Source organism: Microbacterium sp. SWDP-B6 (assembly GCF_059803615.1).
In genome coordinates this window covers 181,294-207,817 of record NZ_JAPFGV010000002.1, presented here as the reverse complement: position 1 = coordinate 207,817, position 26,524 = coordinate 181,294, and the positions used below count along the sequence as shown (strand labels likewise).

Sequence of the window (26,524 nt, the reverse complement as noted above, 5' to 3'; positions counted from 1 at the left end):
TCTCGTCCGCCTCCACCTACTTCCGATTCGCGCGGTAGTACGCGAGCAGCGCCTTCGTGGACGCATCCTGCGCCTCGATCGCCGACTCGTCGCCGCCGATCGCCGGCGCGATCTGCATGGCGAGCTGCTTGCCGAGCTCGACGCCCCACTGGTCGAACGAGTTGATGCCCCAGATCGTGCCCTGGGTGAACGTGATGTGCTCGTAGAGGGCGATGAGCTGGCCGAGGACCCGCGGCGTGAGAGCGGGCGCGAAGATCGAGGTGGTCGGGCGGTTGCCGGGGAAGGTGCGCGCGGCCACGAGTGCTCCCGTGGTTCCCTCGGCCTCGACTTCTTCGGCGGTCTTGCCGAAGGCCAGGGCCTTGGTCTGTGCGAGGAAGTTGGCCAGGAACAGCTCGTGCACGTCCTGACCGTCGTCGGTCAGCGGGTACGCCGGGTTGACGAAGGCGATGAAATCCGCCGGGATCAGCCGCGTGCCCTGATGGATGAGCTGATAGAACGCGTGCTGGCCGTTGGTGCCCGGTTCTCCCCAGAACACCTCGCCGGTGTCGGTGGTGACGGGGGTGCCGTCCCACCGGACGGACTTGCCGTTGGACTCCATCGTCAACTGCTGCAGGTAGGCCGGGAACCGACTCAGCTGCTGCGCGTAGGGCAGCACTGCGTGCGACTGAGCACCGTGGAAGTTGACGTACCAGACGTTGAGCAGGCCCATCAGCACGGGGACGTTGCGCTCGAGCGGGGTCGTGCGCACATGCTCGTCGACGGCGTGGAAACCGGCCAGCAGCTCACGGAACGCATCAGGACCGAGCGCGATGGCGAGCGACAGCCCGATCGCGGAGTCGACTGAGTAGCGACCGCCCACCCAGTCCCAGAACCCGAACGCGTTCGCCGGGTCGATGCCGAACGCGGCGACCTTGTCGAGCGCCGTGGACACCGCCACGAAGTGGTGTGCGACGGCGTCGGTGCGGGCGTCGTCGTCGTCGGAGATGGCGCCGGAGGCCTGGAGCCCGGCCCACAGCCAATCGCGGGCCAGACGGGCGTTGGTGAGCGTCTCGAGAGTGGTGAAGGTCTTCGACGCGACGATGAAGAGCGTCGTCTCGGGGTCGAGGTCCGATGTCTTCTGCGCGAGGTCTGTCGGATCGATGTTCGACACGAACCGGGCCTCGATGCCGGCATCCGCGTAGGGCTTCAGAGCCTCGTAGACCATGACCGGCCCGAGGTCGGAGCCGCCGATGCCGATGTTGACGACGTGGGTGACGCGCTTGCCGGTGATGCCGAGCCACTCGCCGGCGCGAACCCGGGTGGCGAACGCGCTGAGCGCGTCGAGCACGGCATGCACATCGGCATCCACGTCCTGTCCGTCGACGACGAGCGCGGGGGAGGCCCCGGCCGGTCGGCGCAGTGCGGTGTGCAGCACGGCCCGGTCGTCGGACGTGTTGAGATGGCTCCCCTCGAGCATCGCGGCGTAGCGCTCGGCGACACCCGTCTGCTCGGCGAGGCGCAGCAGCGCGGCCAGAACCTCATCGGTGACGAGGTTCTTCGACAGATCGACATGGAGGTCCGCGAGCGGGAACGAGAGACGTTCAGCGCGGTCCGGATCGGCGGCGAACCAGCCCCGCAGATCGGCGGTGATCGACTCGCGCAGCGCGGCGAGCTCGGACCAGGCGGGAGTGTGTGTCGGATCAACAGGAGCGGTCATGGATCCACGGTACTGCCGCACGCGACCCGAAGCGCCCGCGATGACGTCGGGTCTCGTCCTAGGATTGCTGCGATGACCGACACCGCGCCCGAGACGACCTCGGAGAGGCGGCTGAGGCGCGAGGTCGGTCGCCGGTTCGTGCGTGCTCCGTTCGCATGGGGACTGCTGTTCCTGATCGCCGCGATGGTCTGGACCATCGCGGGCGACGACCTGAGCTTCTTCCCGTTCCTGCTCATGCTGCTCGGTGGCTGGAGCGTCGCGTTCTCGTTCGTCAACGCGACGATGGAGATGCGCCCGGTGCGCACCGGCGTCGCGGTGCATCTCGGTGTCGCGGTCGGCCTGACTGCCGGGATGATCCTCGTGATCGAGTCCGACGACGGGCTGCTGGCAGGGCTGCCCGACCCGGTGAGCGCGGTCGTCGTCGTGCTGCAGATCGCCGCCGGCCCCGCAGCCGGGTGGATCTGGCTCGCGCTCCTCTCGCGCCTCACCGATCTCATCGGGCGACGCGATGCGAAGCGACGACCGCCTCCCGCTGCACCCGAGTGGGAGCGGGAGGAGGGCCGCGACGGCTCCGGCGTCGAGTTCACGGCCCTCGACCTGCGGATGGGGACGCTGACGCTCGCCATCGTGGGCGTGGTCCTGGTCGTCGGCCTCGCGGGAACGGCTCTGCTCATCGCCTTCGACGACGCGGTGATGCGCGTCGGGGCCCGTCTCGCGATCATCCTGATGGGCGTCGTCGTCGGCCTGCCGATCTATCTGCTGCTCATAGGAGTGCTGCGCCGTCGTACGCTGTCGTGCGGCGTCGCATTCGGCAATGATGAGCTGCGCATCCGTGCGGGGACAGCGACGCACCGCATCCCGTTCCGTCACCTGCAGCACCTCGTCTGGCGAACCCGCTCGGACTACGCCCGCATCGAGGTGCGGGGTGCGGGCGTCGACCTCTCGCTGATCGCCGGGCTCGCCGCACCGTCGCCGGGCCGCACCGGCGAGCTGCCCGCGCTGCCGCGCCGGGTCTTCCGCCGGCTCGAACTCGCGGGAATGCGCGTCGAACGGTCTCGCCGTGATGAGGTCGTGACGTTCCGTCGCGTCTGATCACGCCTGCGTGTACACGATGACGCGTACCCCGGGGTACGGTTTCCTTCATGGGAAGACTGCGATATGACGGCACATCGGAGCCGATCCTCATCGACGACGAGACACTGGCTCATCTGAAGGTCGTCGTCGGCACGAAACTCCGCCGCCAGGAGAGCTTCATGATGACCTGGCTTCCTTCCGAGGGCGGCGATCCTGGGCGCGTCACGGTATGGATCCACCCGGCGATCCCCCTGCAGTTCCTCTTCACGTCAGCGGAACCCCAGGCCATCCAGAAGCCCCGCGTCGAGGAGATCATGCACGCGCTCAACGCGACCGGGGAACTCGTGATCGACGACTACGTGCAGGCGAAGATCGCCGACGGGAGCAAGGCGAAGTCCTGACCTACTCGGCCGGGTAGCCGTCCGCCTTGAGCAGGCCTGCCAGGCGCGCCGCGTTGCGCGCGGCTGTCGCCGTCGCCTGGGCGACCTTCTCGGGGGTCTCGTCGAGATCCTTGTAGTCGACGGTCTGCATCGCCTCCCCGTTCCAGTAGACCGATGCCTGGGCAGGCACGGAGTATCCGACGTCGTTCAGAGACTGGAACAGGATCGCGGCGATGTGGTGTGCGCCGTCCTCGTTGCCGACGATGCCGGCGAGCGCGACCTTGTCGAAGAGGATCGGTCGTCCTGCGTCGTCCGTCTCGCTCAGCTCCGCGTCGAGGCGTTCGAGCACCCGCTGGGCGACACTCGACTGCTGTCCCATCCAGGTGGGCGTCAGGAGAACCAGGATGTCGGCGGCATGAACCTTCTCGCGCAACGTGGGCCACTGGTCGTCTCCGCCCATGTCGGCCTCGACGCCGGGGCTGATGACGTGGTCTACGGCGCGCACGAGCTCGCCGGTCACTCCGTGCTCGGCGAGCGCTGAGAGGATCTGCGAACCGAGAAGGTCGGTGCTCGATTCCGCGGGGGAGGGCTTGAGAGTGCAGGAGATGGCGAGGGCAGTCAGTTGTGCGGTCATCCCTGCACGAAATCATCGTCGACGCCGATAGCCCAGGGGGTTCCGTCGCTGGCAGGTGTGCGCTAGACGGTATCCTGGATGACGGCCGCTACGACAGGAGATCCCGTGATACTCAGCTTCATCTTCTTCATGATCCTCTTCCTCGGAGGCATCTGGCTCATGGGGCTCGCGCAGTCGCTCGAGGACTTCCAGGCGATCGTCTTCGTCGGTGGACTTCTCATCACCAGCCTGTCGCTCGCATTCATGATGCGTGCAGGTGGTTCGGCCACTCGTCGCAAGGACAACTGGTCGGGCAACGCCACCGAGTGATCAGCGTCGTCTGGCCAGCCTCGCCTCGAGGTTGGCCCGCACTGCGGGCCATTCCGGTTCGATGATCGAGAACTCGACGCTGTCGCGCAGTGCGCCGTTGCGGTACCGGCTCATCGCGCGCATGACGCCGTCCTGCTTCGCTCCCAGGCGTTCGATCGCGGCGCGCGACTGGAAGTTGACCCACTGAGTGGTCAGGCCCACCCGGAAGACGCCGAGCTCTTCGAATGCGTGCCGGAGCAGCAGCAGCTTCGACTCGGCGTTGGTGCCCGTTCCGTGCGCCGACGGGCGGTTCCAGGTGTACCCGATGTGCAGCCGTGGGACGTCACCCTCGAGGTCGTAGTACGAGGTGAGGCCGAGGATGCGCCCCGAGGCGTCGAACGCCGTGAAGGGGATCATGCCGCCGCTCTCGATCAGACCGATGCGACGGTCGATCTCGGCGGCGAGTCCGTCGGGAGAGGGCACGGAGGTGTACCAGGCCTGCTTCCACAGATCGCCTTCGCGCAGCGCGTCGAGGAGTCCGTCGTGATGCGAGGTCTCCAGCGGGCGGAGCTCGACGAGGCGTCCGGTGAGCGTGATCGGGGCCGGAGTGGTGCGGAAGGTCATGCAGCCATTCAATCAGCGCGGCGCCCGGTGGCGGATCCCGCGATCAGGGTGCGGTGCTCCCACTGGCCTCGGCCCATCTTCGCGCCGACGTACGTGGCGTCGCCGACGCGGCGGAGCAGCCGCTGGTAGGCGGTCACGATCTCGATCGTCACCCCCAGCTCGAACGCGAGGCTGGCCGGGTGGGTGCCTCGCGCCTTCTCGGCCTCGGCATAGGCGTCGGCGCTGATCAGCAGGCGCGCAGCCCACTCGTCGGCGCGTCGCTCCTGTCGCGCACGGATCGACGGGTCTGCCGTGGGAGTGTGGCCGAGCACGGCGTGCGCCAGCTCGTGGGCGATCACGCTGCTGGTCGCTCTCCGGGTGAGTCCGGGGGAGACGCGGATGGTCGCCGTCTGCGGTTCGTAGCCGCCGTGGCACCGACCTCGGCGTTCGACGAGGTGCAGCCCGTTCTGTTCGAGCAGGCGGAGGAGGGCCTCCATGGTCCTCCTCGTCGCAGGTCGTCAGTCGTAGAGATCGTCGGTGTCGTCGGCGTGGGCGAGGGGAGACTCGAACGCGACTTCGGATCGATCCTCGCGTCGACCACGGACATCGGTGCGGGGGTGGAGCGGGGTGATGGTGGCGCCGCCGCGCTCGACCTCGGAGCGAAGCCGCTCTTCTGCACGGGTGATCATGATGTGGGGCGCGATGTCGAGCGATGCGCTGACCGCGTACACGATGGGGACCGGGATGGAACGCTTGCCCGTGACGTAATTGTCGAGCGCGCTCCTGGCGATGCCGATCTCGCGTGCCATCGCGGCGATGCTGCTGCCTGCGGCGCCGATCTCGGCACGGAGCTGGCGGCCGACTGCCGCGTTGAACTGCTCACCCGGTGTCTTCACGTGAGTCACGATAGCACCGAGATGAAGCCAGGATGCCGTCATACTGGCGCCATCGATGCTTGATGTGCTACGCCTGCGGCGATACTGTCTATGAATGACGACAGATGTGCGACGTGTGGTGGCTGACGCGGTGGAAGAGGAACTGCTGCGGGCTGGGCGCAGCAGCCAGTGGCTCTCGGCGCGCGTGGGCATCACCGGCACCGAGCTGCGCCGGAAGCTCGCGGGCGAGGTCGACTTCACCGTCACCGATCTGGCCGAGATCGCGCAGGCGCTCGGCATCGCAGTCGCACAGCTCACCCCTCGTCCGCACTAGCGTGGGGGTATGAAGACCATCCCGTTCGGATCCGCCACTGCCCCCGCCGTCGTCGCCGGAATGATGCGCATCGATGACAAGGATGACGCGCAGATCCGCGAACTCTACGACACGGCCCGCGGCGCGGGCATCGACTTCTTCGACCACGCCGACATCTACGGCGGAAGCATGCACTTCTGTGAGGGCCGCTTCGCCGAGGCGCTGGGGCTGAGCGCCGCCGAGCGCGACGAGATCGTGCTGCAGACCAAGTGCGGCATCAACCCCGCTGAGGGCACGTTCGACTTCTCGTACGATCACATCGTCCGCCAGGTCGAGGGGTCGCTCGCGGCGCTGCGCACCGAGCACATCGACGTGCTGCTGCTGCATCGCCCGGATGCGCTGGTCGAACCCGAAGAGGTGGCCAGGGCGTTCGACGAGCTCGAGGCCGCGGGCAAGGTCCGCGCGTTCGGCGTCTCAAACCACACCCCTCGACAGATCGATCTGCTCCGCACCGCCGTCACCCAGCCCCTGGTCGCCAACCAGCTGCAGCTCTCGATCACGCACGCGCCGATCCTCGCGCAGCCGGTCGCCGCGAACATGGCCGGCGAAGACCAGAGCATCGTCCGCGACGGTGGCGGCATCGTCGAGTACTGCCGCATCAACGGCATCACGATCCAGGCCTGGTCGCCGTTCCAGGGCGGATTCTTCACGGGCGTCTTCCTCGGAAACCCCGAGTACGCGGAGCTCAACGGGGTGATCGATCGTCTGGCGGCGTCGTACGGAGTCGCACCGATCGCGATCGCGACGGCGTGGATCACGCGTCACCCCGCCAAGATGCAGGTCGTGCTCGGGACCACGACTCCGCAGCGCGTGCAGGATGCCGCAGCGGGTGCCGACATCGAGCTCAGCCGGGCCGAGTGGTACGAGCTGTTCCGCGCGGCCGGTCACCTGCTGCCCTAGCAGCGGCGAGACGCGGCCCGGTCGTCTACCCTGAACGCATGCCGTTCCTGTTCTCGCTCCTCGTCATCGCGCTGATGGTCGGCGCGATGGTCGACATCATCCGGAGAGACGACGCGCAGGTGAGGTACCTGCCGAAGATGGCGTGGGTCATCATCGTGATCCTGCTGCCCCTCATCGGCAGTCTGCTGTGGTTCGCGATCGGCAGGGAGTACTCCGAGGCCGGTCTTCGGATCCCGCGGATCCCCCGCATGCGGCCGGCTGCTCGACCTGCGGCTGCTCGACCTGAACCGCGCCCGACACCGCCCGTCGACGCCCGCAGCACCGAGCAGCAGATCGCCGATCTCGATCGCGAGATCGAGGAGTGGCGGCTGCGTCAGGAGATCGAGAAGCGCAGGCGCGAGGGCGGCGGTGACTCGTCGAGCGGGACGACTGACGCGCCTCGCTAGCGGACGCGCTCGAGATCGAACGACTCCCGCAGGGCGTCTTCGAGGTCCGGGTACGCGAACTCGAAGCCGGCGACCGTGAGCTTCTCGGGGATCACCCATCGGCTCTTGAGGATCAGCTCGGTCTCGGTGCGGATGGCGATGGCGCCGAGCTCGAGCATCCACCGGGGCATCGGCGGTCCGATGCGCACTCCGAGCACCCGCCGGACGGTCGCCATGAAGTCGGCGTTGTCCGTCGGATTCGGGGAGGCGGCGTTCACAGGTCCATCGAGCGTCGGCGTGACCTCGAGGAAGTCGATGATGCGGGCGATGTCCTCGACGTGCACCCAGCTGAACCGCTGCCGACCGCGGCGTGCTCCCGGGCGGTGCGCGGTGCCGGCGGCCCGGCGCGCGCGACTGATCGGCCACCGGCCGTCGTGCTGCGCCCCGCCGAGGCCGAGTCGTGCCAGGTTCTTCAGCGGGCCGAGCACGCCTCCGTGGCCCAGTACGATCGCGCTGCGCAGGGCCACCCGACGCGTGTGCGGCAGATCGTCGGTGAACAGGGCGCGCTCCCATGCCTTCGCGACCTCGACGGAGAACCCTGATCCGATCTCGCCCGACGACTCGGTCATCGGTCGCTCCTCCGCATGGCGGTAGATCGTCGCCGTCGACGAGTTGATCCACAGCGGGGGAGGACTCGCGGCTCTTGCGATCGCGGAGCTCAGCGACGAGGTGGTGTCGAGACGCGAACGGAAGATCGCCGCGCGGTTCTCGGGCGTGTAGCGGCAGTTCACGCTCTTGCCCGCCAGGCCGATCACGAGCGATGCGCCGTCGACGGCTCGATCGATCGCCGCCTGGTCGCCCCAGGAGATGTCGGCGCCCGAGCGCGAGATCGTGATGACCTCCCGCCCGGCTGACTGCAGGTGCGGGATCAGGTACTGCCCCATGAAACCGGTCGAGCCGCCGATCACGACGGGGCCTGACGCGAGGGGTGTCGGATCTGTCACGGAGTCTCGCTCTCGATCGCGTACTCGAAGAATCCGGTGTACTCGTAGACGCGACCGAGCAGAGGGGCATCGATGGTCATGTTCACGTGGTGCCGTTCACGCTGCTCGTCCCAGCGCTCGACGAGGCCGATGCGCGGACGAAGGAAAGACGGGGCCGCGATGCGCAGCCGCCCGAAACGCATCCCGACGCGGCGGATGGTCAGCACGACCGCGCCGTCGCGCACGTCGATGTCGAAGGTCGTGACGACCGTGCGATGAGGGCCGATCTCGTTGCGCAGGATGCGGTTCGCGCCGAGCGAGACGATGTCGGGCATGACCCACGTGCGCCCCGGAAGGTCGAAGTGCCTCACCGCCAGGGCCTCGCCCGCGACCGTGCGGTTCTCGATGCGGAACGGCACGTCGTGCTCCCACCCGGCGAACGCGACTCCGAGAGACTCCGCGATGCGGAACACGGGCCAGAGCCAGCGGTGACGGGATCCCGCGGTCGTGAAGACCCCGGTGCCGACACCGACGTGGCCTTCGGGGATCGTGCGGAAGTACCAGGCGGTCTTCGGGTGGAGTTCCGAGATGCGGTCGCCGAGCGCGCGCTCGTAGGGCGAACGTCGATCCGTGCCTGGTGCTGTCACGCCTTCACCCTATCGAGCGGTCGGCCGCAGCAGCCGGTCGAGCAGCGCGAGCGCCTCGTGCTGCGGGGCGGTGTCATCGAGCAGCCACTGCGTCTGCAGGCCGTCGGAGGCGGCGACCACCAGGGCGGCGACGGCCTCGGCATCCACCTCCTCCCGCATGCGTCCGGTGCTCTGCTGCTCCCGCACGACCGCGGCCATGTCCGCTCGCAACCGCGCGAATCGGGTCGTCGCGAACTCGCGGGCGGCCGGGTGCCCTTCTTCGAGAGCGGCGGCGACCAGCATCGAATACAGCTGCACGAGACCGGGGACCTCGCGGTTGGTGCGCGCGGACTCGATCATCCGCTCGACGGGGGTCGCATCCGGCTGAAAAGCGTCGGGATGCTGGCGCTCTGGTGCCGTGCTCTCCTGGTAGACCGCGACGAGCAGCTCTTCGAGCGACCCGAAGTAGTGCGTGAGGGCTGAGTGGGTGACGCCGACGGCGCTCGCGATGGAGCGCAGGCTCGTGCGGTCGGCCCCGCGCTCGGCGAAGACCTCGATGGCGCGATCGAGGATCTCCTGGCGACGGGCGATGCCCTTCGCATACGCACCGCGTTGCCGTGGGCGATCCTGATCGTCGGTCATGGTGAGAGTGTAACGACATGAAAACTTCCGCGCGGAGGTATTTGGTGATAGCGTGCTCGGACAGACGGGCGAAGACGGCCCGCACGTCACCGACGACCGAAGGAGACCCCGTGGCGATTCAGACTTCCATCCAGCTGTTCACGATCAAGGATCAGCTCGAGACCGACCTCGAGGGCTCACTGAAAGAGGTCGCCGCGCGAGGCTTCACGGCCGTCGAGCCCTATGACTTCGTGCGCCGTGCGCAGCCGCTCGCCGATGCGCTGGCCGACGCGGGTCTCACCGCGCCCTCGGGTCACGCGTTCCTCGCCTCCGAGTCGTTCGTGAACCCGGACGGCAGCGGCACCACGCTTCCCGTGCCCTCGCCCGCTGAGGTGTTCGCCGCCGCGAAGGTGCTCGGCATGGACACGGTCATCGACCCGTACACCGAGCCCGCGCGCTGGGAGACGGTCGAGCAGATCGAGGAGACCGCACGTCTGCTCAACGAGGCGGCCGCCGTGGGTGCCACCGTCGACGTGCGCGTCGGCTATCACAACCACGCCCACGAACTCGAGGCCGTCTTCGACGGAGTCACCGGACTCGAGGTGCTCGCGGGCCTGCTCGACGAGCGCGTCGTGCTCGAGGTCGACCTGTACTGGGTCGCCCGCGGCGGCGTCGACCCGGTCGCACTTCTGCAGCGTCTGGGCGACCGGGTCATCGCCGTGCACGCCAAGGACGGCACGCTCGATCCCTCGCTGCTGAGCGCCTACCCGCCCGCCGACCAGGTCGCGGCAGGAGAAGGCGTGGTCCCGCTGGTCGAGGCCATCGCCGCGGCCCCGGCACTCGAGCTCGCGATCGTGGAGTTCGACCACTTCGACGGTGACCTCTGGGACGCCATCGAGCGCAGCCGCGTCTACCTCGACGAGAAGGTGGCCGGCTGATGGCGATCGGCAACGGGCCCGTCGGCGTCGGAATCATCGGCGCGGGCAACATCAGCGACCAGTACCTGTCGAACCTGACCACGTTCCCCGACGTGAGGGTGCTCGCCATCGGCGACCTGCTCGAGGAGCGCGCGAAGGCGCAGGCCGAGAAGTACGGCGTCCCGCGGGCGGGCGGCGTCGAGCTCGTGCTGAACGACCCCGCGATCGACATCGTGGTGAACCTGACGATCCCCGCGGTGCATGTCGAGGTGTCCGAGGCGATCCTCGCCGCAGGCAAGCACGTGTGGACCGAGAAGCCGATCGGCGTCAGCCGCGACGAGTCGCTGCGCCTGCTGCAGAAGGCGGATGCCGCGGGGCTGCGCGTCGGCGTCGCGCCCGACACAGTGCTCGGGCCGGGTGTGCAGACGGCGAAGCGCGCCATCGCCCGGGGCGACATCGGTCGTCCGCTGTTCGCCCAGACCACGTTCCAATGGCAGGGGCCGGAGATCTTCCACCCGAACCCCGCGTTCCTGTACGCCAAGGGCGCGGGGCCGCTGCTCGACATGGGGCCGTACTACGTCTCGGCTCTCGTGCACGTGTTCGGACCGGTCGCCGCTGTCGCCGCGCTCGGTCTCCAGGGCAGCCCGACCCGCACCGTGCAGGTCGGCGAGCTCGCCGGTCAGGAGTTCCCCGTCGAGATCCCGTCGACGCTGAGCGTGCTGATGGACTTCGAGCAGGGTGGACAGGCGCAGAGCCTGTACAGCACCGACTCGCCGCTGCTGCGCACGGGCATCGTCGAGATCACGGGCACCGAGGGGACGATCGTAATCCCCGACCCGAACACCTTCGGAGGCGAGATCACCATCACCCGGCCGCTGACGCAGGCCTTCGTGCCGCCGGCGCCCATGACGCAGGAGGTCGTCGACGTGGTCCAGGAGGGCGTGCTCTCGGGTCGCGGCGTCGGTCTGCTCGACATGGCGCGTTCGATCGCCGCCGACCGCCCGCATGTCGCTACCGGTGAGTTCGGCTACCACGTGCTCGACACCCTGCTGTCGATCGAAGAGGCTGCCGAGTCGCGCAGCTTCGTGCAGGTCGCGAGCACGATCGACGAGGTCGGCTCACTCGACGCCGACTTCGACCCGTTCGAGGCGACGCTCTGAGATCGGCCGATGTGGTGACGAGGGCGCGGTCAGCGCGCCTTCGTCACCACATAGCGGTCGACGCTCGCGGGTGAGAGCACCTCGCGGGCGACCATGATCGCGGCCCCGAGCACGGCGGCCCTGTCGCCCGCCTGCGACTGCACGATGGCCAGATGCTGGGTCGCCAGCGGGATGGACCGTCTGTAGACGACCTCGCGCACCCCGGCGAGCAGGTGCTCGCCGGCCCTGGCGATGCTGCCGCCGAGCACGATGATCGACGGATTGAGCAGATTGACCACCGTCGCCAGGACCTCGCCCACATCGCGTCCCGCCTGCCGTGTCGCCTCGATGGCTGCGGCATTGCCGGAGCGCACCAGCTCGATCACATCGGCCGGGCTGTGCGCCTCGTGCCCCGCGCCGCGCAGCGCCGTCGCGAGGGCCGACCCGCTCGCGAGCGCCTCGAGGTCGCGCTCGTCGCCGGGCTCCCTGGTGGACCCGGCCACTCTCGGCACCTGGACATGCCCCATGTCGCCGGCTGAGCCCTGCGCCCCCCGTTGCAGCTGCCCGCCGGCGATGATGCCGGCTCCGATGCCGGTCGAGACCTTCACGAAGATCAGGTCGTCGACGTGCGGCCACATCGTCGCGTGCTCGCCGAGGGCGAGGATGTTCACGTCGTTGTCGACCAGCACAGGCACGTCGAACGTGCGCTGCACGTAGCCGGGGACGTCGAAGCGGTCCCAGCCGGGCATGATCGGAGGGTTGGTCGGCCGACCCGTCGAGTGCTCGACGGGTCCGGGCACTCCGATCCCGATGCCGAGCAGCGGGATCCCCACGGCCGCCGGAGTCTCGAGCAGGGTCGCCCCGTCGGCGAGGATCACGTCGAGCAGATCGTCCGGTCCGTCGGCGATGTCGATCGTGCGTGTGCGCGAATCGAGGATCACGCCGGCGAGATCCGCGACGGCGATCGTGGCATGGGTGGCGCCGAGGTCGACGGCGAGCACGACTCCGGCGCGGGAATTGAAGGCCAGCCGCGCCGGCGGACGCCCGCCGGTCGAGACGGCCTCGCCCGCCGGACGAAGGAGGTCCGCGGCGAGCAGGGCGTCGACGCGCAGCGCGACGGTCGACCGGGCGAGGCCGGTGATGGCTGCGAGCTCGGCCTTGGTGCGAGCGGTGCCGTCGCGAAGGATCTGGAAGATCTCGCCGGCGCCGGGGTTCGCTGCCGCGGCGGTGCGGAGTGCGTCGACCATTGCGTCAGTAAACCACAGACTTGGAACAGGGCTCGATCGACTTCCGATTCGTTACAAAGAACTTTTGACAGAGGTCTAGCAAAAGTCGGAGCGCCTGTGTCAGACTCACCCGCATGACAACGGATGTCACTGACACCGGTCTCGGGACGATCCGAGCCGGCATCCTCGGCGGGGGATTCATGGCACGCGTGCATCGCACCGCGGCCAGGGACGCGGGCGGCGAGCTCCGCGCCGTCGCCACCCGCTCCGCCTCGGGCGGACGACTGGCCGCAGACGAACTGGGTGCCGCGCGCGCCGAGATCGATGCCGCCGCGCTCCTCGACGCCGACGACATCGACGTCGTGCACATCTGCACCCCCAACGCCACACACGCCGCACTGGCACTCCGAGCGCTCGAGTCCGGCAAGCACGTCATCTGCGAGAAGCCCCTGGCCACGAACGCCGCAGACGCCCGCAGGCTCGCCGAGACCGCGGCGTCGCGAGGGCGGGTCGGCGCGGTTCCCTTCGTCTACCGCTACCACCCGATGGTGCGCGAGGCGCGTGCCCGCGTCGCCAGGGGAGACATCGGCGAGCTCCTCACGCTCGACTGCTCGTATCTGCAGGACTGGATGCTGCATCCCACCGACGACGACTGGCGGGTGCGCTCGGCATCCGGCGGGTCGTCCCGGGCGTTCGCCGACATCGGTTCGCATCTGTGCGACCTCATCGAGTTCGTGATCGGCCAGCGCATCAGCGCGCTGAGCGCGCGCACCCGCAGGGTGTTCGACGAGCGAGCGGGCCAGGCGGTCGACACCGAGGACATCGTCGCGATCCTCGTCGAGACGGAGTCCGGTGCCCTCGGCACGCTGCTCATCTCGCAGATGGCGGCCGGACGCAAGAACGCTCTGACGCTCGAGCTGCACGGATCCAGGCAGACACTCCGCTTCGAGCAGGAGCGGCCGGAGGAGCTGTGGATCGGCATGCGCGACGAGTCCCGACTGCTGCTGCGCGATCCCGCCACGGCCGCGCCCGACTCGGCCCGCCTGCAGCGGGTGCCCTCGGGGCACGCGATGGGCTACCAGGATGCCTTCAACGGCTTCATCGCCGACGTGTACGCGGCGATCGGCGGTGCGAAGCCCGAGGGACTGCCGACGTTCGAAGACGGGTTCCGCTCGGCCGTGCTGACCGAGGCGGTCCTCGCCTCCGCGGCCGCTGACGGACGATGGACGGAGGTGGCGGCATGACCGCGACGATCACCCAGCCGGTGCTCGAGGTGTCGGGCATCCGCAAGTCGTTCTTCGGCGTCGAGGTGCTGAAGGGCATCGACTTCGACGTGCGTCCGGGCGAGGTGCACGGCCTCGTCGGCGAGAACGGTGCAGGCAAGTCGACTCTCATGAAGATCATCGCCGGGGTGCAACCCGCCGACGACGGCGTCGTGCGGTACCGCGGCGGAGAGGTGCGGTACGCGCACCCTCGACAGGCGATGGACGACGGCATCGTGACCGTCTTCCAGGAGTTCACCCTGCTGCCCGAGCGCACGGTCGCGCAGAACGTCTACCTCGGACGCGAGCCGCGCCGTGCCGGGTTCGTGGATCAGAAGGCGATGGTCCGCCGCACCGGCGAGCTGCTCGCCGATCTCGGTGTCTCGTTCATCGACCCCCAGGCGCGGGTCGGGTCGCTGACGGTCGCGGAGCAGCAGATCGTCGAGATCGTCAAGGCGCTCTCGTTCGAGGCGCAGGTCATCTCGATGGATGAGCCGACCGCCGCACTCAGCGATCGCGAGGTCGAGCTGCTCTACGCAATCATCCGTCGGCTCACCTCGCGCGGGGTGGCGGTGATCTACGTCTCGCACCGGCTGAAGGAGATCTTCGACCTGTGCGACCGCATCACGATCCTCAAGGACGGCGCTCTCGTGTCGACCGACGAGACGGGCGCGCTGACGACCGACGAGCTCGTGCGCCGCATGGTCGGCCGCTCGATCCAGTCGTACTACCCGGATGCCGTGGCGGGCACGGTCGTGGGGGAGCCGCGTCTCGAGCTCGACGGCTGCGGCAACGCCTTCGTCGACGGGGTGTCGCTGACCCTGCGCGCGGGGGAGATCGTCGGACTCGCGGGACTCCAGGGCTCCGGGCGCACCGAACTGGTCGAAGGCATCTTCGGGATCGACCCGTTCGTGCGGGGCTCGATGCGGGTCGACGGCTCACCGGCGCGCATCACGAGCGCCAGGGCGGCAGTGCGCGCCGGGTTCGCGCTCGTCTCGGAGGACCGCAAGGCCCAGGGGCTCGCGCTGGGGCAGTCGGTGCTCGACAACGCCCTGCTCGTGACCCGCAGCGTCTTCGCTGCTCGCACCGCCTCGTCCAGGCGGGAGGTGCCCGGAGTGCTCAGCTCCCTGGAGATCAGCTCGAGGGGCGTCGACCAGGAGGTGCGGTTCCTCTCCGGCGGCAACCAGCAGAAGGTCGTCCTCGCCAAGTGGCTGCTCACCCAGCCGCAGATCGTGCTCTTCGACGAGCCGACCCGCGGCATCGACGTCGGTGCGAAGTACGCCGTGTACCAGCTCATGCGCGAGCTGGCGGCTCAGGGCAAGGCGGTGCTGATGGTGTCGAGCGAGCTGCCCGAGGTGATCGGCATGAGCGATCGGATCCTCGTGATGCACGACGGCGAGCTCGTCGCCGAGCTGCCCGCAGGGTCGGCCGAGCATGAGATCCTCGGTGCGGCCACGGGCGCCACCATCGACGGAGGTGCACGATGAAGCGGCTTCGGATCGACTCGACGGTCATCGTCCTCGGCATCCTGATCCTGACCCTCATCGTCGGCGCCATCCTCGTCGGCACCGTGGGACGCAACTTCTTCAGCCCCGGGAACATCCGCGACATCCTCACCGGCATGAGCGTGCTCGGACTCGTCGCGATCGGCCAGACCCTGGTGGTGCTCGGAGCATCGCTCGATCTGTCGGTGACCTACGTCGTGAGTCTCTCGAGCCTGCTGGCTGCGACGATCATGAACGGGAACCCCTCGAACGTGCCGGCGGCCGTCGCCCTCACCCTGCTCGTCTGCGCAGGCATCGGCCTGGTCAACGGCCTGATCGTCACCGTGCTCAAGGTCAACGGCTTCATCGCCACCCTCGGCGTGGGGCTCATTCTGCAGGGCATCCTCAACACCAACTTCGAGGGCTCGGCAGGCAGCGTGCCCTGGGAGTTCCAGCTCATCGGCGCCACCGGCGTCGGGCCCGTTCCCGTCTCGACGATCATCATGATCGCGCTCGCCGTGCTCGTCTGGTTCCTGCTCAACCGCACCCGCACCGGCGCCCACCTCTACGCGGTCGGCGGCGACCCGGAGATCGCCCGCCTGTCCGGGGTGCGCACCAAGCCGCCGCTGATCGCCGCGCACGTGCTGTGCTCGGTGTTCGCAGGGCTCGCCGGTCTGCTGCTCGCCAGCCGTCTCGGCGTCGGCAGCCCCACCGTCGGCCAGCAGGGCGGCTACGCGCTGCTGTCGATAGCCGCGGTCGTGCTCGGCGGCACGCTGCTGCTGGGCGGACGCGGCTCGATCTGGGGTGCGATCGGCGGCGTCGCGATCCTCGCGGTCGTTGACAACGTCATGAGCGTCATGCAGGTCAACCCGTTCCTGAAGGACGTCGTCCGCGGCGTCGTGATCGTCGCCGCGGTGGCGGTCTACAGCCGGCGCTCGATCGTCAGCCGCCGCCCGCGCTTCGGAGCAGGCGGCACGAGAACCGGGGGAGACGACGCCGCGAAGGCGGCCGAGTCCGAGATGGCGGCCGCCGCATCGGAGCTCGCCGATACGAACCCCGTGGCGGAAGGAGGACGCGCATGAACGCGCTGCGCACACTCGTGAGCCCTCGGGGCGCGGTGTTCCTGCTGCTCGTGATCCTGCTCGTGGCGGTCATGATCCTCAACCCGAGCTTCGCCGAGCCGGGCCAGGTCATGAGGTTCATCCAGCGCGTCGCCCCGATCGCGATCGTCGCCATCGGTCAGTACTTCGTCATCATCGCGGGCGAGTTTGACCTGTCGCAGGGCTCGCTGATCACGGCCCAGGTGATCATCGCCGGCAACCTCGTCGGGCAGGACGACTCGCGCACGATTCCCGTGCTGCTGCTCATGATCGTCTTCGGAGTGGTCGTCGGACTCGTCAACGGGGTCATCACGACGCTGCTCAAGGTGCCCTCCTTCATCGTCACGCTCGGCATGATGCTCGCCCTTCTCGGCGGCGTCATGTGGTGGACGGGCGGAGCGGCCACGGGAAACCCGGCAGACAGCTTCCGCGAGATCGGCCGCGGCGGCATCCGCGATGTGCCGCTGCTCGAGTTCATCCCGTGGGCGGTGTTCATCCTCATCGGCTGGCTCGCCCTCGGCATCTGGATCACCAAGCGCCCGCTCGGCAAGCTGCTCATCGCGGTGGGCGACAACGCCACGGCGGTCGACTTCGCCGGTGCGCGCAGCGCCTGGGTCACCGCCCGCGCCTTCGTGATCTCGTCGCTGTCGGCGACGCTCTCGGCCGTGCTGCTCGTGGGATACGCCGGGGTGCACCCCTCGGTCGGCCGCGGCTACGAATTCGTCGCGATCACGGCCGTCGTCCTCGGTGGCGTCGTTCTGGGCGGCGGTCGAGGCTGGATCGTCGCGGCGGCTGCCGGTGCCTTCGCTCTCGAGGCCCTCTTCATGCTGCTGAACATCGCCGGTGCCCCGTCGACGCTGCGAGACGCCGTGCAGGGCATCATCATCATCGCCGCCGTCGCATACTCCGCCGTGGCCTTCCGCGCACGGCGCAAGCGAGGCCCGCAGACCTCTGTCGATCTCTCGACCGCAGAACCCGCACAGACCGCAGAACCCGCAACAACCAGCACCATCCACACAGAAACCAGAGGAGATTAGCAATGCGACGATCAATGAAGATCGCCACCGCGGGGGTGGCTCTCTTCGGCCTCATCGCGCTCGCCGGGTGTACGACAGACCCGTCCGTGGCGCCGGCGGAGTCGGAGAACCCGGAGGAGTCGGCGGAGACCACCGAGTGGTTCGACCAGGAGCTCTTCGACAAGCAGATGGAGGAGCGGGGTGTCGAGCCCCAGGGCCCGGCGGACGAGCCGTACCTCCAGCACATCAACGCCGAGATGGTCGACACCTCGGAGTTCGCGAGCGAAGGGGCCAAGAAGGCCTGCTTCGCGAACGCCTCGATCTCGAACCCGTGGCGGCAGACGGGCTGGATCACGATGAACGAGCAGCTGAAGTCTCTGCAGGAGGCCGGCGCGATCAGCGAGATGGAGACCCGCGACGCGCAGGACTCCGATGACACGCAGATCGCCGACATCGACTACTTCATCTCGGAGGGCGACTGCGACGTCTTCCTCATCTCGCCCAACAGCACCGCGGCGATGACCCCGGCGGTCGAGCGGGCATGCGAGACCGGCAAGCCGGTGATCGTGTTCGACCGCGGCGTCGACACCGACTGCCCCGTCACGTTCATCCACCCGATCGGCGGATTCGCGTGGGGCATCGACACCGCCGAGTTCCTCATCGACAACCTCGAAGAGGGCGACAAGGTCGTGGCGCTCCGCATCCTCCCCGGCGTCGACGTGCTCGAGCACCGGTGGGCCGCGGCGGAGAAGCTCTTCGACGAGGCGGGTATCGAGGCGGTGGACTACTTCACAGGCGCGGACCCGGCAGAGATCAAGAGCATCATCAGCGACGAGCTCGCCAAGGGCGATGTCCAGGGCGTCTGGATGGATGCCGGTGACGGCGCTGTCGCCGCGATCGAGGCCTTCGAGGACGCCGGCGCCGATTACCCGGTGATGACCGGTGAAGACGAGATGAGCTTCCTCCGCAAGTGGAAGGACACGGGTCTCACCGGTCTCGCACCGGTCTACTCGAACTTCCAGTGGCGCACGCCCCTGCTCGCCGCGCAGATGATCTTCGCGGGTGAAGAGGTGCCGAAGGAGTGGGTGCTGCCGCAGAAGCCGATCACCGAGGGAGAGCTCGACGACTACCTCGCCGCCAACGAGGGCATGCCTGACGGGCACTACGCGAAGTTCGGCGGGGAGAACCTCCCCGGCTACCCGACGGTGTGGCAGGAACGTCAGATCCCGTAACCCTCTGTGATGCTCCCGCCCTTCCCTCCGCGTCCCGCGGATGGGAGGGTGGGAGCACTCGCGTCATCCCCGAAGGAGCAGGATGCCTCGCACGATCGCCGTCAACACGTGGGTGTGGACGTCTCCGCTCACCGACGCGACGCTCGGACCGCTCGCGCGCAGGGCCGCCGCCATGGGGTATCAGGCGCTCGAACTGCCGCTCGAGAGCATCGGGGACTGGGATCCGGCGCGATCCCGCGACGTGCTCGACGATCTCGGCCTCGGCGCCATCGTCATCGGAGCCATGGGGCCGGGGCGCTCGCTGCTCGCGCAGGCGGGCGACGTCGGCGCGACCCAGGACTACCTGCGATCGTGCATCGCCGCAGCGGCGACGCTCGGCTCCGCCGTGGTCGCCGGCCCCTTCTACGCACCCACGGGCGCGACCTGGCGGATGTCGGCGGATGAACGCGCCCAGATGGTGCGGGAGCTGCGCGAGAGCCTCGAACCGCTGGCGTCGGATGCCGCCGATGCCGGGGTCACCCTCGCCATCGAGCCGCTCAACCGCTATGAGACCAGCGTGCTCAACACCGTCGAGCAGAGCCTCGACGCGCTCGCGCCGCTGCTCGGTGCGGGCGTGGGGCTCGCTCTCGACACCTATCACCTGAACATCGAGGAGAAGAAGCCGACGCAGGCCATCCGTGCGGCGGGGTCGGCGATCGCCCACGTGCAGGTGTGCGGCAGCGATCGGGGAGCGGTCGGCGACGATCACACCGATTGGCCGGAGATCCTGCGAGCCCTCGACGACGCGGGGTATCGGGGTCCGCTCGGGCTCGAGAGCTTCACGGGTGAGAACGCGACGATCGCGGTCGCCGCGTCCGTGTGGCGACCACTCGCGGAGAGTCAGGACGAACTCGCCGCACGCAGCATCCAGGCGCTGAGAGTGCTCGGCGCCTGAACCGTCACGCGATACGAAGGAGTGTCCATGACCACGCACCCGGTCACCCTGTTCACCGGCCAATGGGCAGATCTGCCTTTCGAGGAGGTCGCGCGCCTCGCGGCGGAGTGGGGGTACGACGGCCTCGAGGTCGCCGCCTCGGGCGATCACCTCGACCTGCGGCGGGCCGACGAGGATGACGCGTACGTCGCCTCGCGCCTCGAGATCCTCGACCGACACGGACTGCAGATCTTCGCGATCTCGAATCATCTCGCGGGGCAGGCGGTGTGCGATGCGCCGATCGACTTCCGCCACCGGGCGATCCTGCGCGACTACGTGTGGGGAGACGGGGAGGGGGAGGGCGTGCGCGGCCGCGCGGCGGAGGACATGAGACGCGCGGCTCGAGTGGCGCGCAAGCTCGGCGTCGACACCGTCGTGGGGTTCACCGGCTCGTCGATCTGGCCGTATCTGGCGATGTTCCCGCCGGTGCCGGCCTCCGTCATCGAGGCCGGTTTCGACGACTTCGCCACCCGCTGGAACCCGATCCTCGATGTGTTCGACGGCGAGGGCGTGCGCTTCGCGCACGAGGTGCATCCGGGCGAGATCGCCTATGACTACTGGTCGTCGGTGCGGGCGTTGGATGCGATCGATCACCGCGAGGCGTTCGGGTTCAACTGGGACCCGTCGCACATGATGTGGCAGAACATCGACCCGGTCGGGTTCATCGTCGACTTCGCCGACCGGATCTATCACGTCGACTGCAAGGACACCCGGATGCGGCCGCACAACGGGCGTGCGGGAGTGCTCGGCTCGCACCTGCCATGGGGGGATCCCCGACGCGGGTGGGACTTCGTCTCGACCGGTCACGGCGACGTGCCATGGGAGGACTCGTTCCGCGCGCTGGACGCGATCGGCTATGCGGGTCCCATCTCGATCGAGTGGGAGGATGCCGGAATGGACCGCCTGCACGGGGCTCCGCAGGCGCTCGCCTACGTGCGGTCGCTGCTGTGGCCCGTGCCCACCGCGTCCTTCGACGCCGCCTTCAGCAACCAGACGACCGGAGACACCGCATGACCATCCAGCACACCGTCGTCTTCCGCCTCGTGCACGAGGCGGGCAGCCCCGAGGAGCGCGAGTTCCTCGCCACCGCCAGAGCCGTGCTCACGTCGATCCCCGGGGTCGAGGACTTCACGATCCGTCGCCAGGTGAGCCCGAAGAGCGACCTGGAGCACCAGTTCTCGATGGTGTTCCACGACCGAGCGGCGTACCGCGCCTACGACGCGCACCCTGCGCACACCGCGTTCGTGTCGGAGCGCTGGGTGCCCGAGGTCGCCGCCTTCCAGGAATACGACTTCGAGGAGTGACCGTCCGGTGGCGTGACAGGCCGGTCGAGTCGTGCGGGGTCAGGCCGAGTCGCGCAGCTTCACGAGACGCTCGTGCCCGGTCTCCTCGAGCTCTGCGATGCTCTCGCGCGACTTGAGGAAGTCCGAGAACGACCGGTAGCCGAGGGCCTTCTCGCTGAAGGAGGGGTCCATGCGGCGCATGTGCGTCTTCACGGCCGAGCTGTGCAGCCATTCGTCGGCGTCGGCCTTGTCATGCCCGAGACGCAGCGCGCGATGCAGCAGCTCTGTCGCCTCGCCCTGCTCCGTACCCTCGGCGTGTTCGTCGACCTTGGCCGGAGTCGCGCTCGCAGCCGTGGTGGCGGCTGCCTGGGCCTTGGCCTTGGCGGTCTTGGCAGGCTGCCTCGTCCTCGTCTTCGCGGCAGGCTCTGCGGCCGGTTCGACGGCGGGTTCGACTGTGGCTTCCGGCACCGCGACGACGGTGGCCGGAGCGGTCTTGCTCGGGCGCACCACTCCGGGCAGCGAGTCGTATGCCTCGAACTCATCGCACGCCGCGGCGAGCGACTTGGCCGTGGACCCCGCGACGCCGACGCCGATGACGTAGCGGCCGAGGCGCTTGCAGCGCTGCGCGAGGGGGACGTAGTCGCTGTCGCCGGCGACGATCACGACGTGCGTGAGGTCGGGCAGACGGAACATGTCCTCCACGGCGTCGACGGCGAGGCGGATATCAGCGCCGTTCTTCGCATAGGCGGCGGCCGGGAAGAGCTGCACGAGATCGACGGCGCGGGCCACGAGCTGCGAGCGGTACACGGCATTCACCGGCGACGACCAGTCGGCGTAGGCACGCGTGAGCACGAGTGTGCCGAAGGACGCCGCGTAGTCGATGATCGCCCCGACCTCGATCATGGCGCGGGAGAGCCGCTCGGTGACCTCGGGATCGGTCGGGTTCTCGGTGATGCGCTGACGGTCTTTGCCGTAGGCGTTGCGTCCGTGCACGCGGTCGTACCAGGAGATGACGATGTTGTCGAAGTCGAGATAGACGGCGACACGGGCGTCGTTGGCTTCAGCCATGGTTGACTCCTTCGCGCGGGTAGCGCACCCCGATCTGGGCGCGGATGTCGTCGAGCGTTCCCATGATCGCGACACTCTCGGCGATCGGCAGGATGTCGCCCTCGAGCACGCCGTCGGCGACGAGGCGCTCGGCCGCATGCGCCTGATACTGCATGCCGCGGCCGGCCACCTCGGACACGTACTCCTCGACGACCGTGCCGTCGGGGAGCACGACGCGGAAGGTCGTCGGGGTGTACCAGACGCGATCGATGTCGATGCGGGCCTTCGTGCCGACGATGCTCGCGGCGTTCGGGCCGGCGGCTCGCGACGAGGAGAGAGTGGTCGAGATCGCGCCGCCCTCGTGGGTCATGACGGTGGCGACCTCGGCATCCGCTCCGGTCTCGATGAGCCGGGCCACGGCATGGATGGCGGTCGGGGCGCCCAGGACGTCCCACACGAACGAGATCGGGTAGATCCCGAGGTCGAGCAGTGCACCGCCGCCGAGCTCGAGAGCGTTCAGGCGGTGGGTGGGGTCGTCCGGCAGAAGCTGGGTGTGGTCGGCGGTGACGGCGCGGATCTCTCCGAGCGTTCCGTCGGCGATGATCTCGCGGATGCGCACCATGTGCGGCAGATACCGCGTCCACATGGCCTCCATCGCCAGCAGCCCGCGTTCGGCGGCGAGGCGCTGCAGGTCTTCGGCCTCGCCCCGGTTGAGGGTGAAGGCCTTCTCGACCAGCACGTGCTTGCCGGCCTCGAGCGCGAGGCGGGCGTTCTCGTGGTGCAGCGGGTGCGGCGTGGAGACGTAGATGATGTCGACGTCCGGGTCGGCGACGAGGGCCTCGTACGTGGGGTGCGCGCGGGGGATGTCGAAGCGGGCCGCGAACGCGTCGGCCGACTCCTGCGAGCGCGAGCCGACAGCGACGAGGTCGAGCCCTGCCGTGCGCAGATCGGATGCGAACGCGCCGGCGATGCCGCCGGTCGCGAGGATTCCCCAACGAAGACCAGTCATGGTCTCAGCGTAGAGGGTCGCACCGACAGCTGGATCGCCGCGAGGATGTGTCGGCGTATTGCGCTGCGTGTCTCCGAGCTTCCCCGGCGATTGGCGGCCGCCCACGGCGCTCGTACTTTCGGGGGCATGACCGAACCCCTCATCATCGGCGCCATGGTGCGCACTCTCGGCGCCTATCCGTCGGGTTGGCGTCAGCCAGGAGCGCACCGGGATCCCTCGTCGGATGCCGACATCCTCCGTCACATCGCGCGCGAGGGTGAGGACGCCGGGCTCGACTACCTGTTCTTCGGCGACTGGCTGGCCACCGGGCCCGACCTCGAGTTCCGCGACCCGTATCTGCTGGCGCGCATAGACCCGGTGAGTGCGGTGCTGTTCCTCGCCGGCGTCACGTCGCGCATCGGCCTCATCGCCACCGTGAACACGACCTACGCCGACCCCTACGCGACCGCTCGCTCGCTCGCCTCCCTCGACGTGCTGACCCGTGGACGCGCCGGCATCAACCTCGTCACCGGCGCCGAGCCTCGCGCCGCGGGCAACCACGGCCGAGACGCGCACGCCGACAACGAGACCCGATACGACCGCGCCGAGGAGTTCGTCGCGGCGCTGCGACGCCTGTGGGACTCGTGGAGTGACGACGCCTGGATCGCGGATGCCGAGCGCGGCGTGCTGATCGACCCGGACGGCCTCCGTGGCGCCGACCTGGACGGGGAGCATCTGCGGGTCTCCGGTCCGTTGAACGTGGCCAGGCCGCCGCAGGGGCAGATCCCGATCGTGCACGCGGGGACGTCTGCTCGGTCGCGTGTGCTCGCGGCCACCGAGGCAGACCTGGCACTGATCGCGGCCCCGAACCTCGCGGATGCGATCGCCACCCGGCGTGACCTGCGCGACATCGCAGCCGCCGCCGGGCGCTCGCCCGAGGCGCTCGCGGTGATCGCTCCCGTGCTTCCCGTCGTCGCCGACTCGGATGCCGAGGCGCACCGCATCGTCGAACGGTTGCTCGCCCTCGTGCCGCTCGCCGAAGGGCATCAGCCGTCGCGCGCGGCCTTCCCGACGAACCGATCGGTCGCGGCACTGGCCGACGCGCTCGGGGTGGCACCGGACGACCGGCTGCGCGCGGCCGGTTTCGACGACGAGGTATCAGCGGACGATGCGCGGCGACTGGGCGACGCCGGCGCCGCGCTGATCGACCGGCTCGCCCGCATCGCGGGACTGCACGTCGAGGGGCAGGGCAGCTCGCACGCGCTCACCTGGCGCCATCTGGTGGCGGCGCACGCCGTGCCCGCAGCCTTCGTGGTCGGCGATGCCTCCACGATCGCCGATCACTTCGAGACCTGGCGCGACGAGGGTGCGGCGGACGGCTTCAACGTGCTGTCGGCCTTCCAGCCCGCGCAGTTCGAGGCGTTCACGCGCCTTGCGGGGCCAGAGCTGCGTCGCCGTGGCCTGCTCAGGCGCGCGGACGAGGGCAGCACCGGCACCTTGCGCGACCGTCTCGGTGTCGGCCGACGAGACGCAGCCTCGTCCGCGCTCGCCACCCGGTGACCCCCTGGATCATTACGCCGGATTGCGCCCGGTGACCTGTCATGACGCCTCATGACAGGTCACGTCCGCGCGTGACGACTCCATTCGCGGCGGGGCTCGGGGAGTCCCTAGCGTGACCATCACCCGCACATCACGAACCACAGCATCCCTTCCCAGGAGGACCGCATGACCCGCCGTCTCATCCGCGCAGCAGCAGTCGCGCTTCCGCTCGTCCTCGCCGCGAGCCTCGCGGCGTGCGCCTCGTCTCCGGCTCCCTCCGGCGAGTCGGACGCCGGCGGCGACCCGATCACCGGCGGCACGCTCACGTACCTCGAGCACCAGACGTTCACGAACCTGTATCCGCCGCAGGCGGGGTTCTATCCGAATGGCGGCGTGGTCAACAACATCACCGCCCGCCTCACCTGGCAGAACCCGGACTCGCTCGAGATCGAGCCGTGGATCGCGTCGGACTGGACCGTGAACGCCGACGCCACCGAGTACACGTTCAACCTGAAGCCGGATGTGACGTTCTCGGACGGCACCCCGGTGGATGCCGCAGCCGTGGCGAAGAACTTCGACACCTACGGCCTGGGCGATCCGGAGCGCGGACTCACCGTCTCGGAGGCGATCAACAACTACGCGTCGAGCGAGGTCGTCGACGACGACACCGTCACGTTCCGCTTCTCGGCCCCGGCCCCGGGGTTCCTGCAGGCGACCTCCACCATCAACTCCGGACTCCTCTCCTCCGACACGCTCGACGGCACGATCGAGGACTTCGGTGCGGGCAACGCCGAGGCCATCGTCGGCGCAGGGCCCTTCACGGTTACCGACGAGAAGCTGGGCACCGAGTTCACTCTGACCGCTCGCGAGGACTACGCGTGGGCACCCGAGAGTGCCGAGAACCAGGGGCGCCCCTACGTCGACGCCGTGCATGTCCTCGTGACGCCCGAGGACTCGGTGCGCATCGGCTCACTGCTCGCCGGTCAGGCGGACTACGTGCGCTACGTGCAGGCCTTCGACGAGGATCGTGTCGAGAGCGCGGGCTTCACGCTCTACGCGCCGCAGACCCGCGGAGTGAACAACTCCATCGCGCTGCGCCCCGAGAACCCGCTTCTGGCCGACATCAAGGTGCGTCAGGCGCTTGTCGCCGCCGTCGACGCTCAGGAGGTCGTCGACACCCTGTTCACCGAGAACTACCCGGTCGCGACTTCGGTGCTGTCGCAGGAGGCACTCGGCTACAAGGACGAGTCCGAGCACTACGCCTACGACCCGGAGAAGGCCGAGGAGCTGCTCGACGAGGCCGGATGGACGGAGGGATCCGACGGCATCCGCGAGAAGGACGGAGAGCGTCTGTCGATCACCGTCTACGAGGCCGCTCCGCAGCCGCTCTCGAAGCAGACGCTCGAACTCGTCGCCCAGCAGCTCGCGAAGGTCGGTGTGGAGCTCACGGTGAAGCCGGCGGATGCGGGTTCGTATGCCGAGGACACGCGTGACCCGCTGAAGACGGGGTTCTACCACTCGATGGTCGGACGCGCGGACTTCGACGTGATCAAGAGCCAGTACCACACGAAGAACCGCGACGTGCTGATCTCGAACGACGCCGAGCTCGACGCTCTGCTGGAGGCGGTCGCCTCGGAGCCGGACACCGCGAAGCGCGCCGAGGCCTCGCAGGCCGTGCAGGACTACATCGCCGAGCAGGCGTACGTCATCCCGCTGTTCGAGGAGCCGCAGGTCTACGGCACCGCGACCTATGTGCACGGCGTGGACTTCGAGTCGGTCGGTCGCCCCACCTTCTCGGGCGTCTGGCTCTCCGAGCACTGAGCCCGAGCGACACGGTGCA

At 68.9% G+C, this 26,524-nt stretch carries 29 protein-coding genes; 18 read left to right on the top strand and 11 right to left on the bottom strand.

The annotated features are described in order from the left end of the window. Positions 1-16: 16 nt before the first annotated feature. Positions 17-1,696 carry a glucose-6-phosphate isomerase gene (gene pgi / locus OPU70_RS05540; protein ID WP_498557305.1) on the bottom strand — a complete coding sequence of 560 codons (1,680 nt, stop codon included), beginning with the start codon at positions 1,694-1,696 and terminating at the stop codon, positions 17-19. 72 nt (positions 1,697-1,768) lie between these two features. Between pgi and OPU70_RS05535 the strand changes: the two genes are divergently transcribed. Together OPU70_RS05535 and OPU70_RS05530 are read left to right on the top strand one after the other, a co-directional pair. Further along, positions 1,769-2,788, top strand: coding sequence for a hypothetical protein (locus OPU70_RS05535; RefSeq protein ID WP_498557304.1), 1,020 nt, complete (start codon positions 1,769-1,771; stop codon positions 2,786-2,788). Between the two features lie 50 nt (positions 2,789-2,838). Continuing rightward, positions 2,839-3,171, top strand: a complete 333-nt coding sequence (locus OPU70_RS05530) for a DUF7882 family protein (protein WP_042537301.1) — start codon at positions 2,839-2,841, stop codon at positions 3,169-3,171. 1 nt (position 3,172) lies between these two features. On the opposite strand, the gene OPU70_RS05525 is transcribed toward OPU70_RS05530, so the two are convergent. After that, a complete protein-coding gene (locus OPU70_RS05525; protein ID WP_042537302.1) occupies positions 3,173-3,784 on the bottom strand; it encodes a flavodoxin family protein in 612 nt (203 codons plus the stop codon). A gap of 105 nt (positions 3,785-3,889) precedes the next feature. On the opposite strand from OPU70_RS05525, the gene OPU70_RS05520 reads away from it, so the two are divergent. After that, positions 3,890-4,093, top strand: a complete 204-nt coding sequence (locus OPU70_RS05520; RefSeq protein WP_042537303.1) for a hypothetical protein — start codon at positions 3,890-3,892, stop codon at positions 4,091-4,093. On the opposite strand, the gene OPU70_RS05515 is transcribed toward OPU70_RS05520, so the two are convergent. Genes OPU70_RS05515 through OPU70_RS05505 form a run of 3 tightly spaced genes read right to left on the bottom strand, consistent with a single transcriptional unit; the run spans position 4,094 to position 5,571 of the window. Then, a complete protein-coding gene (locus tag OPU70_RS05515; protein ID WP_042537304.1) occupies positions 4,094-4,696 on the bottom strand; it encodes a GNAT family N-acetyltransferase in 603 nt (200 codons plus the stop codon). An 8-nt stretch (positions 4,697-4,704) separates the two neighbouring features. Then, positions 4,705-5,172: an ImmA/IrrE family metallo-endopeptidase gene (locus OPU70_RS05510; RefSeq protein ID WP_498557303.1), complete on the bottom strand. Its 468-nt coding sequence runs from the start codon at positions 5,170-5,172 to the stop codon at positions 4,705-4,707. Positions 5,173-5,193: 21 nt separating this feature from the next. After that, a complete protein-coding gene (locus OPU70_RS05505) occupies positions 5,194-5,571 on the bottom strand; it encodes a helix-turn-helix domain-containing protein (RefSeq protein ID WP_228385547.1) in 378 nt (125 codons plus the stop codon). Between the two features lie 94 nt (positions 5,572-5,665). Between OPU70_RS05505 and OPU70_RS05500 the strand changes: the two genes are divergently transcribed. From OPU70_RS05500 to OPU70_RS05490, 3 genes are read left to right on the top strand one after another with little or no spacing between them, the layout of a single operon-like run. Then, the gene (locus OPU70_RS05500; protein WP_042537305.1) at positions 5,666-5,884 is read left to right on the top strand and encodes a helix-turn-helix domain-containing protein; all 219 of its coding nucleotides are present in this window, start codon (positions 5,666-5,668) and stop codon (positions 5,882-5,884) included. 9 nt (positions 5,885-5,893) lie between these two features. Further along, positions 5,894-6,823, top strand: coding sequence for an aldo/keto reductase (locus OPU70_RS05495; protein ID WP_498557302.1), 930 nt, complete (start codon positions 5,894-5,896; stop codon positions 6,821-6,823). Positions 6,824-6,861: 38 nt separating this feature from the next. Next, positions 6,862-7,269 (top strand): PLD nuclease N-terminal domain-containing protein, encoded by a 408-nt coding sequence (locus OPU70_RS05490; RefSeq protein WP_042537307.1) that lies wholly within the window; start codon positions 6,862-6,864, stop codon positions 7,267-7,269. On the opposite strand, the gene OPU70_RS05485 is transcribed toward OPU70_RS05490, so the two are convergent. The 3 genes from OPU70_RS05485 to OPU70_RS05475 are packed head-to-tail and all read right to left on the bottom strand — an operon-like array spanning position 7,266 to position 9,499. Beyond that, positions 7,266-8,252, bottom strand: coding sequence for an epimerase (locus OPU70_RS05485; protein ID WP_498557301.1), 987 nt, complete (start codon positions 8,250-8,252; stop codon positions 7,266-7,268). The genes OPU70_RS05490 and OPU70_RS05485 overlap by 4 nt on opposite strands. Beyond that, complete coding sequence (locus tag OPU70_RS05480) at positions 8,249-8,878, bottom strand: DUF4166 domain-containing protein (RefSeq protein ID WP_498557300.1); 630 nt, start codon at positions 8,876-8,878, stop codon at positions 8,249-8,251. The genes OPU70_RS05485 and OPU70_RS05480 overlap by 4 nt, the downstream gene beginning before the upstream one ends. A gap of 9 nt (positions 8,879-8,887) precedes the next feature. Further along, entirely contained in the window at positions 8,888-9,499 is a 612-nt protein-coding gene (locus OPU70_RS05475; RefSeq protein WP_498557299.1) for a TetR/AcrR family transcriptional regulator, read from the bottom strand. Positions 9,500-9,609: 110 nt separating this feature from the next. On the opposite strand from OPU70_RS05475, the gene OPU70_RS05470 reads away from it, so the two are divergent. Both OPU70_RS05470 and OPU70_RS05465 read left to right on the top strand, forming a co-directional pair. Beyond that, positions 9,610-10,416, top strand: coding sequence for a sugar phosphate isomerase/epimerase family protein (locus tag OPU70_RS05470; RefSeq protein WP_042537313.1), 807 nt, complete (start codon positions 9,610-9,612; stop codon positions 10,414-10,416). Further along, positions 10,416-11,555: a Gfo/Idh/MocA family protein gene (locus OPU70_RS05465; RefSeq protein WP_498557298.1), complete on the top strand. Its 1,140-nt coding sequence runs from the start codon at positions 10,416-10,418 to the stop codon at positions 11,553-11,555. The genes OPU70_RS05470 and OPU70_RS05465 overlap by 1 nt, the downstream gene beginning before the upstream one ends. Positions 11,556-11,584: 29 nt before the next feature. Here OPU70_RS05465 and OPU70_RS05460 read toward each other — a convergent pair whose 3' ends face one another. Continuing rightward, entirely contained in the window at positions 11,585-12,781 is a 1,197-nt protein-coding gene (locus OPU70_RS05460; RefSeq protein WP_498557297.1) for an ROK family protein, read from the bottom strand. Positions 12,782-12,894: 113 nt separating this feature from the next. On the opposite strand from OPU70_RS05460, the gene OPU70_RS05455 reads away from it, so the two are divergent. The 8 genes from OPU70_RS05455 to OPU70_RS05420 all read left to right on the top strand — a co-directional run bounded on the left by OPU70_RS05455 (position 12,895) and on the right by OPU70_RS05420 (position 21,131). Beyond that, a complete protein-coding gene (locus OPU70_RS05455; protein ID WP_498557296.1) occupies positions 12,895-14,004 on the top strand; it encodes a Gfo/Idh/MocA family protein in 1,110 nt (369 codons plus the stop codon). Beyond that, a complete protein-coding gene (locus OPU70_RS05450) occupies positions 14,001-15,509 on the top strand; it encodes a sugar ABC transporter ATP-binding protein (protein ID WP_498557295.1) in 1,509 nt (502 codons plus the stop codon). The genes OPU70_RS05455 and OPU70_RS05450 overlap by 4 nt, the downstream gene beginning before the upstream one ends. Then, a complete protein-coding gene (locus OPU70_RS05445; RefSeq protein WP_475434735.1) occupies positions 15,506-16,588 on the top strand; it encodes an ABC transporter permease in 1,083 nt (360 codons plus the stop codon). Before OPU70_RS05450 ends, OPU70_RS05445 begins: the two co-directional genes overlap by 4 nt. Next, positions 16,585-17,643 carry an ABC transporter permease gene (locus tag OPU70_RS05440; RefSeq protein WP_498557294.1) on the top strand — a complete coding sequence of 353 codons (1,059 nt, stop codon included), beginning with the start codon at positions 16,585-16,587 and terminating at the stop codon, positions 17,641-17,643. The genes OPU70_RS05445 and OPU70_RS05440 overlap by 4 nt, the downstream gene beginning before the upstream one ends. A 14-nt stretch (positions 17,644-17,657) precedes the next feature. Further along, positions 17,658-18,854: a substrate-binding domain-containing protein gene (locus OPU70_RS05435; protein ID WP_376708820.1), complete on the top strand. Its 1,197-nt coding sequence runs from the start codon at positions 17,658-17,660 to the stop codon at positions 18,852-18,854. Between the two features lie 82 nt (positions 18,855-18,936). Beyond that, positions 18,937-19,788, top strand: coding sequence for a sugar phosphate isomerase/epimerase family protein (locus OPU70_RS05430; RefSeq protein WP_498557293.1), 852 nt, complete (start codon positions 18,937-18,939; stop codon positions 19,786-19,788). 27 nt (positions 19,789-19,815) lie between these two features. Then, complete coding sequence (locus OPU70_RS05425) at positions 19,816-20,841, top strand: sugar phosphate isomerase/epimerase family protein (RefSeq protein ID WP_498557292.1); 1,026 nt, start codon at positions 19,816-19,818, stop codon at positions 20,839-20,841. Further along, positions 20,838-21,131, top strand: a complete 294-nt coding sequence (locus OPU70_RS05420; RefSeq protein WP_311878417.1) for a Dabb family protein — start codon at positions 20,838-20,840, stop codon at positions 21,129-21,131. The genes OPU70_RS05425 and OPU70_RS05420 overlap by 4 nt, the downstream gene beginning before the upstream one ends. 39 nt (positions 21,132-21,170) lie before the next feature. Here OPU70_RS05420 and OPU70_RS05415 read toward each other — a convergent pair whose 3' ends face one another. Further along, positions 21,171-22,178 (bottom strand): NYN domain-containing protein, encoded by a 1,008-nt coding sequence (locus OPU70_RS05415; protein ID WP_042537331.1) that lies wholly within the window; start codon positions 22,176-22,178, stop codon positions 21,171-21,173. Further along, positions 22,171-23,166 (bottom strand): Gfo/Idh/MocA family protein, encoded by a 996-nt coding sequence (locus tag OPU70_RS05410; RefSeq protein ID WP_079113255.1) that lies wholly within the window; start codon positions 23,164-23,166, stop codon positions 22,171-22,173. The genes OPU70_RS05415 and OPU70_RS05410 overlap by 8 nt, the downstream gene beginning before the upstream one ends. Before the next feature lie 126 nt (positions 23,167-23,292). On the opposite strand from OPU70_RS05410, the gene OPU70_RS05405 reads away from it, so the two are divergent. Then, a complete protein-coding gene (locus tag OPU70_RS05405; protein ID WP_475123166.1) occupies positions 23,293-24,705 on the top strand; it encodes an NtaA/DmoA family FMN-dependent monooxygenase in 1,413 nt (470 codons plus the stop codon). A gap of 165 nt (positions 24,706-24,870) precedes the next feature. Beyond that, entirely contained in the window at positions 24,871-26,505 is a 1,635-nt protein-coding gene (locus OPU70_RS05400; protein WP_079113253.1) for a TIGR04028 family ABC transporter substrate-binding protein, read from the top strand. The last annotated feature ends 19 nt before the right edge of the window (positions 26,506-26,524 follow it).

What these genes read in the sequence shown, in the direction of transcription:
- OPU70_RS05430 (WP_498557293.1), top strand. Translation starts at nt 18,937, where the DNA reads ATGCCTCGCACGATCGCCGTCAACACGTGGGTGTGGACGTCTCCGCTC.
- OPU70_RS05425 (WP_498557292.1), top strand. Translation starts at nt 19,816, where the DNA reads ATGACCACGCACCCGGTCACCCTGTTCACCGGCCAATGGGCAGATCTG.
- OPU70_RS05440 (WP_498557294.1), top strand. Translation starts at nt 16,585, where the DNA reads ATGAACGCGCTGCGCACACTCGTGAGCCCTCGGGGCGCGGTGTTCCTG.
- OPU70_RS05420 (WP_311878417.1), top strand. Translation starts at nt 20,838, where the DNA reads ATGACCATCCAGCACACCGTCGTCTTCCGCCTCGTGCACGAGGCGGGC.
- OPU70_RS05415 (WP_042537331.1), bottom strand. Translation starts at nt 22,178, where the DNA reads ATGGCTGAAGCCAACGACGCCCGTGTCGCCGTCTATCTCGACTTCGAC.
- OPU70_RS05455 (WP_498557296.1), top strand. Translation starts at nt 12,895, where the DNA reads ATGACAACGGATGTCACTGACACCGGTCTCGGGACGATCCGAGCCGGC.
- OPU70_RS05460 (WP_498557297.1), bottom strand. Translation starts at nt 12,781, where the DNA reads ATGGTCGACGCACTCCGCACCGCCGCGGCAGCGAACCCCGGCGCCGGC.
- OPU70_RS05410 (WP_079113255.1), bottom strand. Translation starts at nt 23,166, where the DNA reads ATGACTGGTCTTCGTTGGGGAATCCTCGCGACCGGCGGCATCGCCGGC.
- OPU70_RS05500 (WP_042537305.1), top strand. Translation starts at nt 5,666, where the DNA reads ATGACGACAGATGTGCGACGTGTGGTGGCTGACGCGGTGGAAGAGGAA.
- OPU70_RS05490 (WP_042537307.1), top strand. Translation starts at nt 6,862, where the DNA reads ATGCCGTTCCTGTTCTCGCTCCTCGTCATCGCGCTGATGGTCGGCGCG.
- OPU70_RS05515 (WP_042537304.1), bottom strand. Translation starts at nt 4,696, where the DNA reads ATGACCTTCCGCACCACTCCGGCCCCGATCACGCTCACCGGACGCCTC.
- OPU70_RS05510 (WP_498557303.1), bottom strand. Translation starts at nt 5,172, where the DNA reads ATGGAGGCCCTCCTCCGCCTGCTCGAACAGAACGGGCTGCACCTCGTC.
- OPU70_RS05450 (WP_498557295.1), top strand. Translation starts at nt 14,001, where the DNA reads ATGACCGCGACGATCACCCAGCCGGTGCTCGAGGTGTCGGGCATCCGC.
- OPU70_RS05495 (WP_498557302.1), top strand. Translation starts at nt 5,894, where the DNA reads ATGAAGACCATCCCGTTCGGATCCGCCACTGCCCCCGCCGTCGTCGCC.
- OPU70_RS05535 (WP_498557304.1), top strand. Translation starts at nt 1,769, where the DNA reads ATGACCGACACCGCGCCCGAGACGACCTCGGAGAGGCGGCTGAGGCGC.
- pgi (WP_498557305.1), bottom strand. Translation starts at nt 1,696, where the DNA reads ATGACCGCTCCTGTTGATCCGACACACACTCCCGCCTGGTCCGAGCTC.
- OPU70_RS05475 (WP_498557299.1), bottom strand. Translation starts at nt 9,499, where the DNA reads ATGACCGACGATCAGGATCGCCCACGGCAACGCGGTGCGTATGCGAAG.
- OPU70_RS05525 (WP_042537302.1), bottom strand. Translation starts at nt 3,784, where the DNA reads ATGACCGCACAACTGACTGCCCTCGCCATCTCCTGCACTCTCAAGCCC.
- OPU70_RS05465 (WP_498557298.1), top strand. Translation starts at nt 10,416, where the DNA reads ATGGCGATCGGCAACGGGCCCGTCGGCGTCGGAATCATCGGCGCGGGC.
- OPU70_RS05530 (WP_042537301.1), top strand. Translation starts at nt 2,839, where the DNA reads ATGGGAAGACTGCGATATGACGGCACATCGGAGCCGATCCTCATCGAC.
- OPU70_RS05405 (WP_475123166.1), top strand. Translation starts at nt 23,293, where the DNA reads ATGACCGAACCCCTCATCATCGGCGCCATGGTGCGCACTCTCGGCGCC.
- OPU70_RS05435 (WP_376708820.1), top strand. Translation starts at nt 17,658, where the DNA reads ATGAAGATCGCCACCGCGGGGGTGGCTCTCTTCGGCCTCATCGCGCTC.
- OPU70_RS05445 (WP_475434735.1), top strand. Translation starts at nt 15,506, where the DNA reads ATGAAGCGGCTTCGGATCGACTCGACGGTCATCGTCCTCGGCATCCTG.
- OPU70_RS05400 (WP_079113253.1), top strand. Translation starts at nt 24,871, where the DNA reads ATGACCCGCCGTCTCATCCGCGCAGCAGCAGTCGCGCTTCCGCTCGTC.